Genomic DNA, 19681 nt, shown 5'->3' on the forward strand with positions numbered 1-19681 from the left:
GGAGTTTCCTCAGAAAAGCTCCCAGAGTTAAACACATTCAATCAGAAATCAACACGACAGCCAGCGTCCGCGGCCCGTGCACGCCCTCGACCCGGTCCAGCTCGATGTCCGAGGTCGCCGAGGGTCCGGAGATGAAGGTGGTCGGCCGGTCCGGGATCAGCGCCCGGATGGCCGGCGGCACGTCGGGGGCCACCTGCCAGGCCCGGACCACACACAGGTGCAGGTCCGGGACCAGCGACAACGCCCGGCGGCCCTGCCCGGGTCCGGCGTCCAGGACGATGGTGCCGGTCAGCGCGATCCCCTGGGCGGCCAAGGTGATCACCGCGTCGGACGCGTCCAGCTCGGCGGGGGTCAGCGGCGGGTCGTCGGACAAGCGAGAGCCCTGATACCCGGCCAGTAATCCCTCTGGGAAGGCTGGAGGTACGACCAGGCTCTGGATCCCTTTGTCGGCAAGGATCCGGGCGATCTCGGCCGGGGCGTCGGCCTCGGTGACCCGGGTGACCGTGGCGCGGTAGTCCTCGACGCGTTCCACGAACAGGTCGACGACGGCGCCGGCATCGCCGCTCACGTGGCTGTCGACGTACTCGCGGGTGACCTCGACCTCCTCGGGGCGCTCGTCGCGGGGCACATCGCGCAGCGCGGACCGGATCCGGCCGAGGATCGCCGCTTTGGCCTCGGCCGAGTCGGCCGGTGTCGGCGCACTCATCCTCGTCCCGCCTTCCGCCACCACGTCCGGAACGACTCCCGCGCCGGCACCGGCACGTCCCGCGCTCCCGTCCACTTCTTCGCCGGCCCCGGCAGCCACTTCCCGCCGCCGAGCCCCACGATCCGGCCCGCCACCGCGCCCAGCCGCTCGGCCAGCGCCAGCCGGCGCGGCGAGCCGAACACCACCTGCGCGCCCTTCATCGCCAACGCCTCCGGCTTCGGCAGGCCGCCCCGGTGCGAGTCCACGACCTTCGCCCGCAGGTGCACCAGCATCTCCGGGATGTCGATGCGCACCGGGCAGGCGTCGTAGCAGGCTCCGCACAAGGTCGAGGCGAACGGCAGTGAATCAGCGTGCTCCGATGTCCCGACCCCGACCAGCTGCGGCGTCAGCACCGCGCCGATCGGGCCCGGATACACCGATCCGTAGGACCGGCCACCGGTCCGCTCGTAGACCGGGCACACGTTCAGGCAGGCCGAGCAACGGATGCAGTGCAGAGCCGAGCGTCCCGCGGTGTCGGCGAGCGTCTTCGTGCGGCCGTTGTCGAGCAGGATCAGGTGGAACTCCCGCGGCCCGTCGCCGGGCGTGACGCCGGTCCACAGCGACGTATAAGGGTTCATCCGTTCTGCCGTCGACGATCTCGGCAGCAGTTGCAGGAACACTTCCAGGTCGGCGAACGAGGGCAGGACCTTCTCGATCCCCATCACCGTGATCAGCGTCTCGGGCAGCGTCAGACACATCCGGCCGTTGCCCTCGGACTCCACGACCCCGACGGTCCCGGTGTCCGCGCACGCGAAGTTGGCCCCGGAGACCGCCACCGTCGCGCGCAGGAACTTCTCCCGCAGGTGCACGCGCGCCGCCTCGGCCAGCACCCGCGGCTCGTCGGTGAGGCCGTCCGGCGCCGGGATGCCGTGCTTGCCCATCTCCCGCCGGAAGATGTCGCGGATCTCGGTGCGGTTGCGGTGGATGGCCGGGACCAGGATGTGCGAGGGCCGGTCGTCGTTCAGCTGCACGATCAGCTCGGCCAGGTCGGTCTCAGTGGCCTCGATACCCTCGTCCTGGAGCGCCTCGTTGAGCCCGATCTCCTGGGTGGCCATCGACTTGATCTTGACGACCTCGGTCGCGCCCTTGGCCCGCACCAGCTCGGTGACGATCCGGTTGGCCTGGCGCGCGTCCTGGGCCCAGTGCACGACACCGCCGGCCGCGGTGACCGACGCCTCCAGCTGGAGCAGGTACTCCTCCAGGTGCCGCATCACGCGGTCCTTGATCTGCGAGCCGGCCAGCCGCAGCGTCTCCCAGTCGTCGAGCTCGGCGACGGCGCGCAGCCGCTTGTCGCGGATCGTCGTCGTCGCGTGCTTCAGGTTGCGGCGCAGCTGGGTGTCCTGAAGCGCGGTGTGCGCGGCCTTGGGGAAGGTCGGCGACCCGAGCCAGACGACGTTGACCTCCTCGCCGCTCATTTCGTCGCCGCCAGGATCTCGGCCAGATGCAGGGTCCTGACTCCGGACTTGACCCGTCCGAGTCCGCCGCCGATGTGCATCAGGCAGGAGTTGTCGGACGCGCACAGCGTCTGCGCGCCGGTCTCCCGGACGTTGCCCATCTTGTCCTGCAACATGGCCACCGAGGTCTCAGAGTTCTTCATCGCGAACGTGCCGCCGAAGCCGCAGCACGACTCGGCCTCCGGCAGCTCGACCAGATCGATGCCCTCGACTGCACGCAGCAACCGCAACGGTTTGTCGCCGACCCGCAGCATGCGCAGGCTGTGGCAGGTCGGGTGATAGGTGACACGGTGCGGATAGTAGGCGCCGACGTCGGTCACTTCCAGGACGTCCACCAGGAATTCCGAGAACTCGTACACGTTCGGCGCGGTCTCGGTCTTGTGGTGGTGCCGGACGTGGCCGCCGCAGGAGCCGGAGGGCGTGACGACCGCGTCGTACCCGCGGAAAGCGTCGTTGAACGCCCCGACCAACGAGTCGGCCTCGCGCCGGTACCCGGTGTTGTAGTGCATCTGACCGCAGCAGGTCTGGGCCATCGGGAACTCGACGGTGTGACCCAGCCGCTCCAGCACGGCGGTGACCGCCTTGCCGGTATCCGGGAAGAGCATGTCGTTGTAGCAGGCGATGAACAGCGCGATACGCATCTCAGACCTCTGCCCACAGCGCCTCGGGAATCGGCAGCCGCGCCATCTCGACGCAGTCCCGCACCTCCTCCGGCGACCGCGCGCCGATCAGCACCGACTTCACCGCCGGCTGACGCTGCGGGTACTGGAGGGCCGCGGCGCGCAGCGGGACGCCGTGCCGCTCGCAGACGTCCTTGAGCCGCAGCGCCTCGTTCAGGATCTCCGGCGGCGCGGCCAGATAGTTGTAGGTCGAGCCCGGCTTCGGGTCGACCAACAGCCCGGAGTTGAACACCCCGCCGATCACAATGCCCACACCTCGCACCGCCGCCTCGTCCAACAGCTCCGCACCGGAGCGTTCGAGCAGCGTATAGCGGCCGGCGAGCAACACGACGTCGATGTTCGTCTCGCGCACGAACCGCAGCGGCACCTCGGTCTGGTTCATCCCGACGCCGACGGCACCGATCACGCCCTCGGAGCGCAGCTTCGCCAAGGCCGGGAAGGCCTCGCTTATCGCCTGCTCCGCATGCAGATCGGGATCGTGGATCAGGACCGTGTCGATGCGATCCAGGCCGAGCCGTTCCAGGCTGGCCTCGATCGACCGGCGCACGCCGTCCCCGGAGAAGTCCCACACCCGCCGGAACGCGGCCGGCACCGCGAACCCCTCGGCATCGGCACCGACCGGATCCGCCACCGGCTCCAGAATCCGGCCGACCTTGGTGGACAAGACGAACTCATCGCGCGGCCGTTCCCGCAACGCCGCCCCGAGCCGCCGCTCCGACAAGCCGAGGCCATAGTGCGGCGCGGTGTCGAACGCGCGGATGCCGGAGTCCCACGCGGCGTCCACCGCGGCGCGCGCCTCGTCGTCGCCCACCTCGGTGAACAAGTTGCCCAGCGCCGCGGCCCCGAACGACAACTCGGTCAGCTCCACGCCGCGGCCGATGGTGCGATCAGCGCTCACCGCGCACCGTCCGCCGCGTCGCGCCGGTGGGGGTTCACGTCCCCACGAGGACACACCTTGTTGCTCTCGGACATGCGGCTACTGTCCCACGGGCCGCAGCCGCAACCCGGCCATTCCACCGTCCACGGCGAGTGCCGTCCCGGTGACCGAACCCGCCGTCGGCGAGGCCAGATACGCGATCGCCGCGGCGACCTCGTCGGCCGACACCAGCCGGCCCATCGGCTGGCGCGCCTCCAGCGCCGCGCGCTCGGCCGCCGGGTCCTCGGCGGCGTCCAGGAGACGGCCGACCCAGGGGGTGTCGGCGGTGCCGGGGTTGACGCAGTTCACCCGGATGCCCTCGCGGACGTGGTCCGCGGCCATCGCCAGGGTCAGGGACAGCACCGCGCCCTTGGTCGCCGAGTAGAGGGCGCGCTGGGGCAGGCCGGCGGTGGCGGCGATCGAGCAGGTGTTCACGATCGCAGCGTGCTGGGACGCGCGCAGGGCCGGCAGGGCCGCGCGGGTCACTCGGACCATGCCGACCACGTTGACGTCGTAGACCTTCATCCACTGCTCGTCGGGGTTGTCCTCGACCGTGCCCGCGGCGCCGATGCCGGCGTTGTTGACCAGTACGTCCAGGCCGCCGAGGACGTCCAGGGCCGAGGCCACGGCGGCACGGACCGAGGCGTCGTCGCAGACGTCCGCCTTGAAACCGTGCAGGCCGGCGCTGACGGCGGCGGCCGGGTCCAGGTCCAGGACCGCCACCGCGGCGCCGCGGTTGGCCAGCAGCCGGGCGGTGGCCGCGCCGATGCCCGAGCCGCCGCCGGTGACGACCGCCTTCAGTCCTTCGAAGTCCCGCATCTCCTGCACCTCACACCTCTCCTCGGTCCGCACGCCAGAATGTGCCGTCAGGGAACGAATACGCTTCCAGGGTGGCCGGGAACATCTCGGCTGAGAAGCCCGGTGCCGACGGGGCCTGATACGCGCCGCCCTTGATCACCGTGGGCGTCAGGAAGTGCTCGTGCAGGTGGTCGACGTACTCGATGACCCGGTCGGCGCGGGTGCCGGACAGCGCCACGAAGTCGAACATCGACAGGTGCTGCACCAGCTCGCACAGCCCGACCCCGCCGGCGTGCGGGCACACCGGCACGCCGAACTTGGCCGCCAGCAACAGGATCGCCAGGTTCTCGTTGACCCCGCCGACCCGCGCCGCGTCCAGCTGCACGAAGTCGATCGCCTCGGCCTGGAGCAGCTGCTTGAACACGATCCGGTTCTGCACGTGCTCCCCGGTCGCCACCTTCACCGGCGCCACCGCGGCCCGGATCGCGGCGTGCCCGAGCACGTCGTCCGGCGAGGTCGGCTCCTCGACCCAGTACACGTCGAACTCGGCCAGCGCCTTGACCCACTCGATCGCCTCGTGCACGTTCCAGCGCTGGTTGGCGTCGATCGCCAGCCGCACGTCCGGTCCCACCGCGGCCCGCGCGGCCCGGGCCCGGCGCACGTCGTCGGCCAGGTCGGCGCCGACCTTCAGCTTGATCTGGCCGAAGCCGGCCTGGACCGCCTCGTGCGCCAGCCGGGTCAGCTTCTCGTCGGAGTAGCCGAGCCAGCCCGGCGAGGTGGTGTATCCCGGATACCCCTCGGCCCGCAGCCGCGCCTCGCGCCCCTGCGCGCCGTTCTTGCCGCGCCGCAACAGCTCCAGCGCTTCTTCGGGGGTCAGCGCGTCGGTGAGGTAGCGGAAGTCGACCTGCGAGACCAGCCATTGCGGATCGGCGTCGGCCAGCAGTTTCCACAGCGGCACCCCGGCGCGCTTGGCCGCCAGGTCCCACACCGCGTTGACGACCGCGCCGATCGCCATGTGCATGACGCCCTTCTCCGGCCCCAGCCACCGCAGCTGGCTGTCGCCGATCAGCGCGCGGCTGACGATGCCCGGGTCGGCGCAGACCTGCTCGACGTCCAGGCCCAGGACGTGGTCGCGCAGCGCCTCGATCGCCGCGACCTGCACGTCGTTGCCGCGGCCGATGGTGAAGGTGAACCCGTGCCCGGACAGGCCGTCCCCGGCGTCGGTGCGCAGGATGAGATACGCCGCCGAGTAATCAGGGTCCGGATTCATCGCGTCCGAGCCGTCCAGCTCGCGCGAGGTCGGGAAACGGACGTCGAACGTCTCCAGAGCGACGATCCGGCTCATGCCTGGACCAGATTCGAACGCTGTGATCCCAGCCCGTCGATCTCCAGCTCCACCACGTCGCCGGCCCGCAGGTACGGGTGGTCGGCCATGCCGAGCGCCACGCCGGCCGGGGTCCCGGTGTTGATGACGTCGCCCGGCTCCAGCACCATGTGCTGCGACAGGTAGTGGATCACCTCGGCCACCCCGAAGATCATGTTCTCGGTGTTGCCGTTCTGCCGCTGCTCGCCGTTGACCGACAGCCGCAGCCCCAGCTTCTGGAAGTCGCCGGCCTCCTCGGCGGTGACCAGCCACGGACCCAGCGGGTTGAAGGTCTCACAGGACTTGCCGAGGTCCCACTGCCCGGAGCGTTCCAGCTGGAACTCGCGCTCGGAGACGTCGTTGCTGATCGCGAAGCCGCCGATGACGCCGAGCGCGGCCTGGTGCGAGTCCAGGTAGCGGGCCCGCTCGCCGATGACGACGGCCAGCTCCACCTCCCAGTCGGTCTTCACCGAAGCCCGCGGGATGAGGATGTCGTCGTTCGGGCCGACGACCGTGTAAGGGTCCTTCATGAACACCACCGGCCGCGGCGGCAGCTCCGCTCCGGTCTCCTCGGCATGGTCGCGGTAGTTCAGCCCGATGCACACCACCTTGCCCGGCCGGGCCACGGCCGCGCCGACGCGCAGCCCGGCGATCTCCTCGGCGGGGATCTCGGGCAGGGTCCCGGCGTCGGCGGCGGCCCGGATTCTCTCCGGACCCCGATCCGTCCAGAACGCGCGGTCCACGTCGCTGATGACGCCGGTCAGATCGAAGTGGCGGCCGTCGGAGGCGAGCAGCACGGGGCGCTCGCGGCCGGGCTCGCCCAGGCGGAGAAGTCTCACGTTCCGGGACTCTAAGCAAACATCGGATCTATCGTCAAGAGATTCAAGATCGTTCTCATTCCCCGGGACCGGGGTCGGCCTGCCGATTCCGGAAGTGGATCTCGTAAAGCCCCGTAACGATTGAGTTCCATGGGCTTTACAGACCTCGCAAGCGGGGCTATACATCGGATGAATGAATGGCACGTGACACAGACCACACCCACCCTCCCCCGCACACCCTCACCAGCGAGGACGGACATGAGGCTGCACCGTACGTCGAGAACAGTTCTGGCCCTCACGGCCGTCGCGGCACTCGGCCTGAGCGCCGCCGCCTGCGGCCGGGGCGGTTCCAAGTCCGGCTCCGGCGACAAGAAGATAGGCATCGACTTCCCGCGGTCGGACTCCGACTTCTGGAACAGCTACGCGAAGTACGTCAACGCCGACGTCAAGTCCGGCAGTATCAATGCCCTGCCACCGACGAACTCCAACAACCAGACCGACGTCCTGGTCTCCAACGTGAGCACGCTCACCGGCCAGGGCGCGAAGGTCATCCTGATCGCCCCGCAGGACACCGGCGCGATCGCCAGCACCCTGGAGAACCTGGCGAGCAAGCACATCCCGGTGATCAGCGTGGACACCCGGCCGGACAAGGGCCAGGTCTACATGGTCGTGCGGGCGGACAACCAGGCGTACGGCACCAAGGCGTGCCAGTTCCTCGGCGGCAAGCTCAAGGGCACCGGCACCGTCGTGGAATTCGAGGGCGACCTGACCTCGATCAACGGCCGCGACCGGTCCCAGGCCTTCGGCGACTGCATGAGCAAGAACTACCCGAACATCAAGGTGGAGGCCGAGCCGACCAACTGGGAGGGCGACGTCGCGGCGTCCAAGCTCCAGGACGCGCTCAACGCCGGCACCATCAACGGCATCTACATGCAGGCCGGCGGCGTGTTCCTGGCCCCGACGCTCGCGCTGCTCCAGCAAAAGCACCTGCTGGTGCCGCCGACCGACCCCAAGCACATCACGATCATCTCCAACGACGGCATCCCGGCGGAGTTCCAGGCCATCAAGGCCGGGCAGATCGACGCCACGATCTCCCAGCCGGCCGACCTGTACGCCAAATACGGGCTCTTCTACGCCCAGGCCGCCGCCGAGGGCAAGACCTTCTCCCCCGGCCCGACCGACCACGGCTCGACCATCATCAAGATCCCCAACGGGCTGGAGGACCAGCTGCCCGCCCCGCTGGTGACCGCGGCCAACGTGGACGACCCGTCGTTGTGGGCCAACCAGTTGGGCAAGTGATCCACCGATGACGACGCAAGACCTGGGGGCGGCCGGCGCCACCGGCCGCCCCGTCGGCGGGGTCGCCACGGCGATCGCCGTCTCCAAGAGCTTCGGCGCCACCCGCGCGCTGATAGACGTCGACATCTCCGTCGCCCCAGGCGAGGCGCACGCCCTGGTCGGCCGCAACGGCGCCGGCAAGTCCACGCTGGTATCGCTGCTGACCGGGCTGGCCCGGCCGGACGGCGGGCAGATCCTGTTCGACGGCCACGACGCGCCGCCGCTGTCCGACCGCGCGGCCTGGCAGTCCCGGGTCGCGTGCGTGTATCAGAAATCGACGATCATCCCCACGCTGTCGGTGGCCGAGAACCTGTTCCTGAACCGGCAGTCGGACGGGCTGCGCCGGATCAGCTGGCGGGCGCTGCGGGCCCGCGCCGCCGACCTGCTGGCCGAGTACGAGATCGACGTGGACCCGAGCGCCGCGGCCTCGACGCTGGCCGTGGACCAGCGGCAGGTGCTGGAGATCGCCCGGGCGCTGTCGTTCGGGGCGAAGTTCATCATCCTCGACGAGCCCACCGCGCAGCTGGACGGCGCGAAGATCGCCGGACTCTTCGACCGGTTGCGGCGGCTCCAGGACTCGGGCGTCGCGTTCCTGTTCATCTCGCACCACCTGGCCGAGGTGTACGAGGTCTGCCAGACCGTGACGGTCTACCGGGACGCCCGGCACATCCTCACCGCGCCGGTGGCCGGACTCGACAAGGACGCCCTGATCGAGGCCATGACCGGCGAGGACCGGTCGGAGCGGGCCGAGTTCGCGGTCGCGGAGTACACCCCGAAGGCCGAGGCGAAGCCCGCGCTGGAGATCAGGGACCTGAGTCTGGCCGGTGTGTACGAGGACTTCTCGGTCACGGTCGGCGAAGGCGAGATCGTCGGCCTGGCCGGCGCGGGCGGCTCCGGCGTGGTGGCGCTCGGCGAGACGGTCGCCGGACTGCACCGGCCCAGCGGCGGCAGCGTGACAGTGGCCGGGCGCAAGGTGCGGACCGGGAGTGTCCCGGACGCGCTGCGCGCCGGGCTCGGCTTCGTCCCGGAAGACCGGCACGCGCAAGGCGTGGTCCCGATGCGGCCGATCGCCGAGAACATCACGCTCACCGCGATGGACCGGTTGGCCCGGCACGGATTCTTCACCGGCGATTCGCTGCGGCGGGCCGGCAGTGCCCTGATGGAGCGGCTGGACGTGAAGGCCGAAGGCCCGGACCAGCCGGTCGGCGCGCTGTCCGGCGGGAACCAGCAGAAGGTGGTGATGGGCCGCGCACTGGCCAATTCGCCCAAGGCGCTGGTCCTGATCCGGCCGACCGCCGGAGTGGACGTGAAGTCGAAGGAGTCGCTGCTCGGAACCGTGCGGCAGGCCGCGGACGACGGCTGCGGGGCCCTGTTGGTCTCCGACGAGGTGGACGACCTGCGCATCGCGCACCGGGTGGTGGTGATGTTCAAGGGCGCGGTCGTGGCGGAGTTCCCGAGCGGCTGGAGCGATGCCGAACTCATCGCGGCGGTGGAAGGACTGAGCGGGACCGGCACCGACGACCCGCTGATCGCAGAACGCGAACAGCAGAACATCGCGAACGAAAGGCCCGGCCATGAGTGAGGCCACGACTATGTCCGATGCGGCCTCGGCCCCGCCGGCCGATCCGGCGGCTCGGTCCCGCCGGATCAGCACCCGCTGGCTGCGCGAGTTCTCGCTGCTGCCGGCGATGGCGCTGCTGATCCTGATCGGCTTCATCGAGTCGCCGAACTTCCTGACCTCGGACAACTTCCTGGCGATGCTCCAGCAGTCGACCGAGCTCAGCGTCCTGGTCCTGGCCGAGGCGCTGATCCTGATCAGCGGCCGGATGGACCTGTCGCTGGAGTCGACGGTGACGCTGGCCCCGGTGATCGCGCTGTGGCTGGTGCTGCCGACGTCCGGGAACCGCTTCAACGGGCTCGGGTTCGGCGTCGAGTGGCTGGCGATCCCGATATGCCTGTTGGTGGGAGCCGCGATCGGGGCGGTGAACGGGTTCCTGATCCTGAAGATGAATCTCAACGGGTTCGTCGTCACGCTCGGGATGCTGACCATGCTGCACGGGCTGGTGATCGTGATCGACGGCGGGCAGACCATCTTCACCCTCCCGCCGTCGTTCGCCTACATCGGCAACGCCGAGTGGGGTGGCCTGCCGGCGTCGGTCTGGGTCTGCGGAGTCCTGTTCGCCGTCGGCATCGCGGCCCTGGGCTGGTACCGCCACGGCCGGTCGCTGTACGCGATCGGCGGCAACCCGGGCGCCGCGCGCGCCGCCGGGATCCGGGTGGAGCGCACGGTCTGGATCGTGCTGATCATCGGTTCGATGCTGGCGGCGTTCGCCGGCATGCTCTACACCGGCCGCCTCGGTTCGGCCTCGGCCAGCCAGGGCACCGGCAAGATCTTCGAGGTCTTCGCCGCCACGGTGATCGGCGGCGTGAGCATGAACGGCGGCCGCGGCTCGCTGTTCGGCGCCCTCACCGGGGTGCTGACGCTGAAGCTGATCGAGAACGTGCTGACGTTCGGGCACGTTTCGGCGCAGGACATCGAGTTCTTCAACGGTGTGGTGATCCTGGTGGCACTGATCGTCTCGCGCTACACCTCCGGCGCCGCGCAAGACTAGACGGGGTGTGAGGCGGGGTGGGGCGACAGTCGTTGTTAAGGCAGCCCCGCCTCGTCCACCCCGTCCGCAGCGCCCACCACATCCACCAGGAAATCCCGCACCTCACGCAGCAACGTGTCGGGGGCGTCGGCGAACAGGTCGTGGGCGACATCCGGAAGGGTGACCAGCCGCCCCTTCGCGGGCAGGGCCTCGGCGGTGGCGGCGATCGCCTCGGCGGTCACGAAGGGGTCGAGCTCGCCGAGGATCACCAGCGTCGGGACGGCGACGGCGCGCAGTTCCGGGGTCAGGTCCAGGATCTCGTACTGCGGGGTGAAGTGAGCGTCGATCTGCGGACTGAACCATTGCGCCGCACGGACGGCGGCCAGGGCGGGGCTCGGCTCCCGTCGTGCCATCAGAGGTAGACACAAGCGCTGCATCTCTTCCACCGCCTCGGCGCTGGGCTGGTAGTGAGCGCGCAGCCATGCCTGTTCCGCGGCGGCTCCTGCCAACGCTCCCATCCGGCGCGCGATCTCCTCGGGCGAGGGCACCTTGGGCGTCATCGACGCGACGATCAGGCCGCCGGTCTGCCGCGGATGCCTGGCGGCGTGGCGGATCGCCACCCAGCCGCCGAAGGAGATGCCGTACACGACCGGCCGGTCCAGGCCCAGTTCGTCGATGATCGCGGCGACGTCGTCGGCCCAGGTGTCCAGTTCCCACTTGTCCGGCGTGCTGGGGTCGCTCAGACCGTGCCCCCGCTGATCCGGCACGACCACGTCGGCGACATCGGCGAGCGCCGAGAGCATCAGCCGCTGCCCGGAGCCGTCGATGCCCGGGCCGCCGTGCAGGCACACCAGTGCCCTGCCGCTGCCGGGCGGACGCCCCGCGGCGCTGTGCACGGTCACGTAGATGCCGGTGCCGTCCACCTGGATCGTGTGCGCGGTCTCCATCACTGCCCCGATGCTGATGCCGTCACCTCATTCCTGCTCCGACCGCTTCTCGCTCAACGTCTTGCGCAGCCACTGCTCGATGCTGACGATGTGGATCGTCGCCCACGCCCGCGCGCCCTCGGAGTCCCGCTCGGCCAGCGCGTCCAGGATCGCAGTGTGCTCCATCAGGGTGCGGGTCAGCGCGCCCTCCTGGGTCAGCCCGCGCCAGACCCGGGCGCGCGTCGTCGGCCCGGACAGGCTGTCCAGCAGCGATCCGAGCACCACGTTCCGCGAGCAGGCCGCGATCCGGCTGTGGAACTCCAGGTCGTTGCGCACCAGGTCCTCGACGGTCGGCGCGTTGCCGATCAGTGCCAGATGTCCGCGCAGGTCGGCCACCTCCTCGTCGGTGATGCGCTGCGCGGCCATGGCGGTGGCGGCCGGCTCCAGGATGCGGCGGACCTCCAGGAACTCCAGGACCGTGTCGTCGCGGTGGAAGTCGACGACGAAGCTCATCGCCTCCAGCAGGCGGGCCGGCTCCAGGCTGGTGACGTAGGTGCCGTCGCCCTGGCGCACGTCCAGGACGTGGATCAGCGACAGGGCCCGGACCGCCTCGCGCAGCGAGCTGCGGGACAGCCCCAGCTCGGCGGCCAGGTCGGCCTCCTTGGGGAGGCGATCGCCGGGCCGGAGCCGACCCTTGATGATCATCTCTTTGATCTTCTCGATCGCCTCGTCAGTCACCGCCATGCGGTCATTGTGCCAGCGTCGGGGCCCCATGGCGGGAGCGGACGGATAGGCAACCCTTACCGGGATCTGACACGGCGGCCGCCAAGATCGGGTACGTGGATGTGTCGTTGCTGGGCGGCTGGCTGCCGTGGACCCTGCGGGTGGCCACTGTGGCGCTGGTCGTCGTCGCGATCGGACGGCGGCGTCTGCGGGACCGCGGGTTCCTGCTCAAACGCCTGCCGATCGTGCTCGGGGTCTCGGTTCTGTTCGGCGTGTTGTGCGCGGTGCTGGTGCGGACGGCGCTGGGGATCTCCGATCCGCTGCCGTTCGGGCTGTGGTTCTGGCTCGCGGTCTTCGCGCTGGCGATCGGCCTGGCGGTCGCCTGCTGGCGCGGGTCGCGCTGGTGGCAGCGGACGGCCGCGCCGGTGGCGATGCTGCTGGCGGTGCTCACCGCCGGCGACGCGCTGGACATCAGCCTCGGGTACTACCCGACGCTGGCCGACATGTACGGCGAGCTGACCGACCAGGCGCTGCCGCAGCAGGTCAGCCTGGCGCAGCTGGGCACCATCCACGGCAACACCAAGACCGGCCGGATCGTCGAGGTGCAGATCCCGGACACCGCCAGTGGCTTCCAGCACCGCAGCGAGTACGTCTACCTCCCCCCGGCCTGGTTCCGCTCCACGCACCGTCCCAAGCTCCCGGTGGTGGAGATGATCGGCGGCGAGTACGCGGTCCCGGACAACTGGATCCGCTCCGGCAACGCCATCAAGACCGCCGACGCCTACGCCGCCGCGCATCACGGCTTCGCCCCGGTACTGGTCTTCGTGGACGCCACCGGCGGCTTCAAGGTGGACACCGAGTGTGTGGACGGCCCGGCCGGCCGGGCCATGGACCACCTGGTGAAGGACATCCCGCCCTACGTGGAGAAGACCTTCGGCACCGCGACGATCCCCGGCAAGTGGGCGGTCGCGGGCTGGTCGATGGGCGGCACCTGCGCCATCACCCTGGCCCTGACCCACCCCGCGGTCTTCGGCCACTTCCTCGACATCAGCGGCGACCTCGGACCCAATAAGGGCGACAAGAACTCCACCATCGCCACCCTCTACGGCGGCAACGCGGCCGAATTCGCCGCCGACGATCCGATGACCATCCTGGGCAAGCGCAAGAAGTGGCCCAAGGGCTTCTCCGGCATGTTCGCCGTCGGCAACCAGGAGTCGGCGCAGCCCAAGCACGCGCAGCAGCTGTCCGGCGCGCTGAAGAAGGACCACATCCCGAACCAGATCTGGACCGGCGACGGGAAGCACTCGTGGGTGTTCGCTCAGGCGGCGTTCGCGCAGGAGTTGCCGTGGCTGGCCAAGGCGGTTCAGGTGCCGGGGGCGAAGTAGGGCTTGTGGTCGCCGAGGCCCGGTAGCCACGACCCGGTAGCCGCGACCTGGTGGCCGCGGAGGATCGGCCCGGATCAGGAGCCGCCATGGAAAACTGATCGCATGACCGTCGAGTACATCCGCTACCGCATCCCCGCCGAGCGCGCCGCCGGGTTCGAGGCCGCCTACGCCGACGCGGCCGAGGAGCTGGCCGCCGCACCGGAATGCGTCGCCTACGAGCTGACCCGTGGCGTCGACGAACCCGAGCAGTACGTCTTCCGCACCACCTGGACCTCGCCGAAGACCCAGAACGAGGACCACCTCAAGGGCTACGAAGGCGACGTCACCGACCGGCGACGCTACGAGAACACCGCCGTGCGCGGCGACGGCGGCTCGGTGCCGAGCCTGTACGACTGGATCGGCGGCGATGAGGCCCTGCAACGCTTGACCGAGGCGTTCTACCGCGAAGTCCTCAAGGACGATCTGCTCTACCCGTTGTTCGCCGGCATGGACCCGGGGCACCCGAAGCACGTCGCGATCTGGCTCGGCGAGGTCTTCGGCGGCCCGAGCGCCTACACCGACGAGCACGGCGGCTACGCGCACATGATCCGGCGCCACCTCGGCCGCGGCATCCAGGAGAAGCAGCGCCGGCGCTGGGTCGGCCTGCTGATGGACGCCGCCGACGAGGTCGGGCTCCCGGACGACCCCGAGTTCCGCGCCGCCTTCGTCAGCTACATCGAGTGGGGCACGCGGCTGGCCGTCATCAACTCCCGGCCCGGCGTGAAGGAGTACGACGCACCGATGCCGAAGTGGAACTGGGGCGGGCACCCTCCGTACCGCGGGTGAGCGGCCGGGGGAACCCGCCCCGGTAGGGGGACGCGGACTCCTTCGCGGACTAGCTAGCGGACTACTTGATGAACGTGATCGGGTACTGCGACGCGCCGCGGCCGTCCAGCAGGTGGTCGTTGCCGCCCTTCAGGAAGCGGTTGAAGAACGAGTCGACCAGCGCGCGGTCGGCGGCCACCGCGCGCTGCGCGTCGACCGTCCCGTTGTCGTAGGTCAGCGTCGAGGCCGGGATCTGGCCGGCCAGCTGCGCCAGCAGGGGCTCGGCGTCGGTGAACGACTGGTGCTGGGAGTCGTTCAGGGTGATGTCCGCCTTCCAGCCCTTCTGGTTCTGCCAGAACGACGTCCACGACGGCTCGACGTGGATGCTGCTGGGGTAGCGGCCGGTGCTGCCCATCAGCAGGAGCGGCTGCTTCAGCCCGTGCAGCGCGACCTGGCTCAGGTGGGTGCCGTCGGCGTCCTCGGTGTACTCCATGGTGCCGTCCAGATTGACGCCGGCCTTGACCCGCGGGTCGTTGTACATCGTCTCCGCCGCCTCGAACCCGCCGGCGGAGTGCCCGAACATCCCGATGTCGTTCAGGTTCATGCCGGCGGTCAGCCGGTGCGGCAGGCTCGACAGCCGGTTCAGCACCAACTGGGTGTCGGCCAGGCGGACGTTCATCACCTTGGTGAGCAGGACCGTCGCCGCCGCCTGGTCGTTCCCGACCTGCTTGAAGGCCGCCAGCAGCGGTGCGTTGCCGACCACGTGGCCGTCCGGGAACTCCGTGGCCGGCGCTTCCCCGGTGTGGTCGATCGTGACCACCACGTAGCCCTGCGCAGCCAGGTTCTCGACCAGGGACACGTTCGAGTCCCGCGAGTCCCCGGCGCCGGGCGAGTACAGGACGACCGGGAAGTGGCCCGGCGCCATGGCGGCGTCCTGCACCGAGTGCGTCTTGGTCGCGGCCCAGTTCACCAGACCGGGGGGCAGGCCGTTGCCGCCGTCGAGGGCGGGACCGATTTCGGCGGCCGCCGCGGCCGGGAACTGGTTCGTGAACGGCTTGCCGGCGGTGTGCACCGCCGGGTAGAAGACGCTGATCATCAGCTCGCGGTAGGGCTTGGTGGGATCCCACGGATCCTGGCGCTTGTCGTCGACGAGCCGGAACTGCGACTCGCCGGTGGCGTAGCGGCCTTGCGGCGCGGGGAGCGTGAGGGTCTGGCCGGTCGCAGGGTTCGATGACGCGGACAACGCAGGCTTGATGTGTGCGGCGGAGGTGGCGGATGCGGCGGAGCCGGACGCGGCGGAGGCCGGGATCACAGTGCAGACGGCCAGACCGGAGGCGACGACCCCGACCACAGAAGCGGCGAGAAGACGAGAGCTGCGCATGGAAGGTTCCTTCAGATGTGGCGATTGCGGTGTTCGTTCGGACACCACGATCTTCGCAACACGCGCCCCCTCGAACCATGGTGCTACCAGGAGTTTCATGCTTCGTGAGAGCCGTACCGCGACAGGGCGGATAACCGCCCTATGACAGGGTCCGCAGACCGGTGGCGTCGACGAAAAGGATTTAGCCACTAAAACAACGTAAATATCCGATTCACTTCGGCCGCGCGCCACGGCCCCGCCGCAGCTCATCGCGATCCGAATTGTTAGGAACCTTGACAGACCTCTGGTCTAGTCCAATGATGTCCTCCAGGGCGGCCGCCTCCTCAAGATCCAGTCCTGATCAACGCCCTGCTACCTGGGAGCATCATGAAACGGACAGGCCGTCACCTGCGCGCGTTCGCGACCGCCGCGGCGACGCTGGCCGCGAGCGCCGGCGCCTTCCTGGCGTCCAGCGCCGCGGGCCACGCCGCCCCGGCGGCTCCGGCCGCACCGGCCGCGACCCCCATTCCGGCGCACGTGTTCGCGCCCTACTTCGAGGCGTACAACGGGGACGACCCGGCGACGCTGAGCCAGGAGTCCGGCGCGAAGTACCTGACGATGGCGTTCATCCAGACCGCCAGCGCGGGTTCGTGCACGGTCGAGTGGAACGGCGACACCTCGATGCCGATCGCGTCGTCGTCCTTCGGCGCCTCCATCACCAAGATCCGGGCTACCGGCGGCGACGTCATCCCGTCGTTCGGCGGCTACACCGCCGACCACAACGGCACCGAGATCGCCGACAGCTGCACCGATCCGACCAAGATCGCCGCGGCCTATGAGAACGTCATCACCACTTACGACGTCACCCGGCTCGACCTGGACACCGAGGACAACTCGCTGACCAACACGGCCGGCATCGACCGCCGCAACAAGGCGATCAAACTGGTCGAGGACTGGGCCGCGGCGAACGGCCGCACCGTCCAGTTCAGCTACACCCTGCCGACGACCACGAGCGGCCTGGCCGACTCCGGGCTGGCGGTCCTGCAGAACGCGGTGGCCGACAACGCCCGCATCGACACCGTCAATATCATGACGTTCGACTACTACGACGGCGCCACGCACGAGATGGCCAACGACACCAAGACCGCAGCCACCGGCCTTGAGGGTCAGCTCGCCTCGCTCTACCCGGGCAAGTCCGCCTCGCAGTTGTGGGCGATGGTCGGCGTCACCGAGATGCCCGGCATCGACGACTACGGCGCGGCCGAGACGTTCCAGACCTCGGACGCGGCGACCGTGCTGAACTGGGCGCAGTCCACCGGCATCAACGAGATCTCGATGTGGGCGCTCCAGCGCGACAACGGCGGCTGTGTCGGGACCGGCGGTTCGGACACCTGCTCGGGCATCGCGCAGAGCACCTGGTACTTCAGCAACACCTGGGAGCCGTTCACCAGTGGCGGGAGCACACCGCCGCCGCCGACGAACGACTTCTCCGTGGGCGTCGCGCCGACGTCGGCCTCGCTGGCTCAGGGCGGGACCGCCACGGCGACGGTGTCCACGGCGGTCACCAACGGCCAGGCGCAGAGTGTCGCGCTGACGGCCGGCGGTGCGCCGTCGGGGGCCACGGTCAGTCTCAGCCCGACCTCGGTCACGGCCGGCGGCACGTCGACCCTGACCGTCGCCACGTCCTCGACCACCCCGGCCGGGACGTACCCGATCACCGTCACCGGCACTGCGGCCTCAGGAAGCCACAGCGCCACCTACAGCCTGACCGTCACCGGTCCCGGCGGTGGGGGCGGCTCGATCGTCAACGGCGGGTTCGAGTCCGGGCTGGTCAGCCCCTGGACGTGTCAGAGCACTGACTCGATCGTGAGCAGCCCGGTGCACTCCGGTTCGCACGCGGCGAAGATCTCGCCGAGCGCCAGCGCGACCGGCGAGTGCGACCAGGCGGTGACCGGCCTGACCCCGAGCCACGCCTACAAGCTGACCGCCTGGGTCCAGGGCAACTACGCCTTCGTCGGCGTCAGCGGCGGGGCCAGCGGCAGCACGTGGACCTCGGCGTCGGGCTGGACCCAGCTGACGGTGCCGTTCACGACCGACGCCACCGGGAAGTTGACGGTGTTCGTCCACGGCTGGTACGGCGAGGGCGACGTCTACGCGGACGACTTCGCCATTTCCTGACCGATTCGCACCCGCCAGGCGCGGCGTCCCGGCGATCACGGCTCCCATCAGCCGTCCGCTCGCCGGGACGCCGCGTCAATCCCGGCAGGTGGTAATCACTCGTTCTAAGGAAGTAACAAAGCCGCATATTGCTTCTACAAGACTGACATTGGTTACGTGGAGGCATGCCGACCGATCCCATGCCGCAGGACCTCCTCCTGGACAGCCAGGACAGCCAGCTCAGCCTCAGCACGGCCGCCGCACGGAATCTGGCGACCACCACCAAGACCGTCCCCCAGATGCAGGGCATCACCTCCCGGTGGCTGCTGCGCAAACTCCCCTGGGTGCAGGTGTCCGGCGGCACCTACCGGGTGAACCGCCGGCTCTCGCACGCCGTCGGGCGCGGCCGGGTCGCCGTCGACCAGGCCGGCGAGGACATCAGGATCCTGGCACCGACACTCACCGAACTGCCGGTACTGCGCGGCCTGGCCGACGACGCGCTGCTGGCCGAACTGGCGGCCCGCTTCGCCCAGCGCCGGTTCGCCGCCGGCGAGCAACTGGCCGAGGCCGGGCAGCCGGTGACCGAGATCCTGGTGGTCGGGCACGGCAAGGTGGCCAAGGTCGGCACCGGCAAGTACGGCGAGACCACCGTCATCGGCTCCTTCGCCGGCGGCGACCACCTGGGCGACGAGGCGGTGGCCGGCGGCGTCGTGGACTCGGTCCCGTGGGCCTACGGCGCCCGCGCCACCACCTCCGGCGTCCTGCTCGCCCTCCCGCTGAGCGCCTTCCAGGAACTGCTGGACCGCTCCGAGACCCTGCGCACACAGCTCGCGTCGCACTCCACCCGCCGCGCCAAGCCCACGAACAAGAAGGGCGAGGCGGAGATCTCCCTGTCGGCCGGCCACGAGGGCGAGGCCGGGCTCCCGGGCACGTTCGTCGACTACGAGCTGGACCCGCGCGAGTACCAGCTCTCGGTGGCGCAGACGGTACTGCGCGTCCACTCCCGCGTCGCAGACCTCTACAACGACCCGATGAACCAGACCGAACAGCAGCTGCGGCTGACTGTCGAGGCACTGAAGGAGCGGCAGGAACACGAGCTACTGAACAACGCACAGTTCGGCCTACTCGCCAACGCCGCGAACGACCAGCGCATCCACACTCACAGCGGCCCACCCACCCCGGACGACATGGACGAGCTGCTGTCAATGCGCCGCTCCACCAAGTTCTTCCTAGCGCACCCCAAAGCCATCGCCGCCTTCGGCCGCGAGTGCACCAAGCGCGGCGTCTACCCGACCTCCGGCACCGTGGACGGCAACCGCGTCTTCGCCTGGCGCGACGTCCCGATCTACCCCTGCTCCAAGATCCCGGTCACCAGCGGCCACACCACCTCGATCCTCGCCATGCGCACCGGCGAAGACGAACAGGGCGTGGTCGGCCTGCAACAAACGGGCCTGCCCGACGAACTGGAGCCGAGCCTCAACGTCCGCTTCATGGGCATCGACGACAAGGCGATCATCTCCTACCTCGTCAGCGCCTACTACTCGGCGGCCATCCTGGTCCCCGACGCGCTTGGTGTGCTTGAGAACGTCGAGCTCGACCGGCCGCGCGGGTAGCGGGAGGGGT

General features: G+C 69.7%; 17 protein-coding genes. 7 read left to right on the top strand and 10 right to left on the bottom strand.

Going from position 1 to position 19681, the window contains the following annotated elements; translation table 11 throughout:
• Positions 1-37: 37 nt before the first annotated feature.
• The 7 genes from IZR01_RS24740 to IZR01_RS24770 form a co-directional block, all read right to left on the bottom strand.
• Positions 38-706 carry a LutC/YkgG family protein gene (locus tag IZR01_RS24740; protein ID WP_194925245.1) on the bottom strand — a complete coding sequence of 223 codons (669 nt, stop codon included), beginning with the start codon at positions 704-706 and terminating at the stop codon, positions 38-40.
• Positions 703-2160 carry a lactate utilization protein B gene (locus IZR01_RS24745; RefSeq protein ID WP_194895376.1) on the bottom strand — a complete coding sequence of 486 codons (1458 nt, stop codon included), beginning with the start codon at positions 2158-2160 and terminating at the stop codon, positions 703-705. Before IZR01_RS24745 ends, IZR01_RS24740 begins: the two co-directional genes overlap by 4 nt.
• Entirely contained in the window at positions 2157-2840 is a 684-nt protein-coding gene (locus IZR01_RS24750; RefSeq protein ID WP_194895377.1) for a (Fe-S)-binding protein, read from the bottom strand. The genes IZR01_RS24745 and IZR01_RS24750 overlap by 4 nt, the downstream gene beginning before the upstream one ends.
• Before the next feature lies 1 nt (position 2841).
• Complete coding sequence (locus IZR01_RS24755) at positions 2842-3777, bottom strand: aldo/keto reductase (protein WP_194925246.1); 936 nt, start codon at positions 3775-3777, stop codon at positions 2842-2844.
• A gap of 78 nt (positions 3778-3855) precedes the next feature.
• A complete protein-coding gene (locus tag IZR01_RS24760; RefSeq protein ID WP_194895379.1) occupies positions 3856-4614 on the bottom strand; it encodes an SDR family NAD(P)-dependent oxidoreductase in 759 nt (252 codons plus the stop codon).
• Positions 4615-4624: 10 nt separating this feature from the next.
• Positions 4625-5938 (bottom strand): enolase C-terminal domain-like protein, encoded by a 1314-nt coding sequence (locus IZR01_RS24765; protein ID WP_194895380.1) that lies wholly within the window; start codon positions 5936-5938, stop codon positions 4625-4627.
• A complete protein-coding gene (locus tag IZR01_RS24770) occupies positions 5935-6795 on the bottom strand; it encodes a fumarylacetoacetate hydrolase family protein (RefSeq protein ID WP_194895381.1) in 861 nt (286 codons plus the stop codon). The genes IZR01_RS24765 and IZR01_RS24770 overlap by 4 nt, the downstream gene beginning before the upstream one ends.
• A 237-nt stretch (positions 6796-7032) precedes the next feature.
• On the opposite strand from IZR01_RS24770, the gene IZR01_RS24775 reads away from it, so the two are divergent.
• Genes IZR01_RS24775 through IZR01_RS24785 form a run of 3 tightly spaced genes read left to right on the top strand, consistent with a single transcriptional unit; the run spans position 7033 to position 10724 of the window.
• Complete coding sequence (locus IZR01_RS24775; RefSeq protein WP_194895382.1) at positions 7033-8073, top strand: sugar ABC transporter substrate-binding protein; 1041 nt, start codon at positions 7033-7035, stop codon at positions 8071-8073.
• Between the two features lie 7 nt (positions 8074-8080).
• Complete coding sequence (locus IZR01_RS24780) at positions 8081-9694, top strand: sugar ABC transporter ATP-binding protein (protein WP_228560150.1); 1614 nt, start codon at positions 8081-8083, stop codon at positions 9692-9694.
• Positions 9687-10724 carry an ABC transporter permease gene (locus IZR01_RS24785; RefSeq protein WP_194925247.1) on the top strand — a complete coding sequence of 346 codons (1038 nt, stop codon included), beginning with the start codon at positions 9687-9689 and terminating at the stop codon, positions 10722-10724. Before IZR01_RS24780 ends, IZR01_RS24785 begins: the two co-directional genes overlap by 8 nt.
• A gap of 35 nt (positions 10725-10759) precedes the next feature.
• Here IZR01_RS24785 and IZR01_RS24790 read toward each other — a convergent pair whose 3' ends face one another.
• A complete protein-coding gene (locus tag IZR01_RS24790; RefSeq protein ID WP_228560159.1) occupies positions 10760-11650 on the bottom strand; it encodes an alpha/beta fold hydrolase in 891 nt (296 codons plus the stop codon).
• Positions 11651-11677: 27 nt separating this feature from the next.
• Positions 11678-12373: a FadR/GntR family transcriptional regulator gene (locus tag IZR01_RS24795; RefSeq protein WP_194899080.1), complete on the bottom strand. Its 696-nt coding sequence runs from the start codon at positions 12371-12373 to the stop codon at positions 11678-11680.
• Between the two features lie 95 nt (positions 12374-12468).
• Between IZR01_RS24795 and IZR01_RS24800 the strand changes: the two genes are divergently transcribed.
• Complete coding sequence (locus IZR01_RS24800) at positions 12469-13737, top strand: alpha/beta hydrolase (protein WP_194925249.1); 1269 nt, start codon at positions 12469-12471, stop codon at positions 13735-13737.
• Positions 13738-13839: 102 nt separating this feature from the next.
• Positions 13840-14562, top strand: a complete 723-nt coding sequence (locus IZR01_RS24805; protein ID WP_194925250.1) for a group II truncated hemoglobin — start codon at positions 13840-13842, stop codon at positions 14560-14562.
• A gap of 61 nt (positions 14563-14623) precedes the next feature.
• Here the strand turns inward: IZR01_RS24805 and IZR01_RS24810 are convergent, their stop codons facing one another.
• Positions 14624-15922, bottom strand: coding sequence for an alpha/beta hydrolase family protein (locus IZR01_RS24810; RefSeq protein ID WP_194925251.1), 1299 nt, complete (start codon positions 15920-15922; stop codon positions 14624-14626).
• A gap of 366 nt (positions 15923-16288) precedes the next feature.
• On the opposite strand from IZR01_RS24810, the gene IZR01_RS24815 reads away from it, so the two are divergent.
• Positions 16289-18079: a glycosyl hydrolase family 18 protein gene (locus IZR01_RS24815; RefSeq protein ID WP_194899076.1), complete on the top strand. Its 1791-nt coding sequence runs from the start codon at positions 16289-16291 to the stop codon at positions 18077-18079.
• A 164-nt stretch (positions 18080-18243) separates the two neighbouring features.
• On the top strand, positions 18244-19671 hold the full coding sequence (locus IZR01_RS24820; RefSeq protein ID WP_194925252.1) for a family 2B encapsulin nanocompartment shell protein: 1428 nt from the start codon (positions 18244-18246) through the stop codon (positions 19669-19671).
• Positions 19672-19681 lie beyond the last annotated feature (10 nt).

It is taken from the genome of Catenulispora pinisilvae, from assembly GCF_015356865.1.
GTDB classification, from domain to species: Bacteria; Actinomycetota; Actinomycetes; order Streptomycetales; family Catenulisporaceae; genus Catenulispora; species Catenulispora pinisilvae.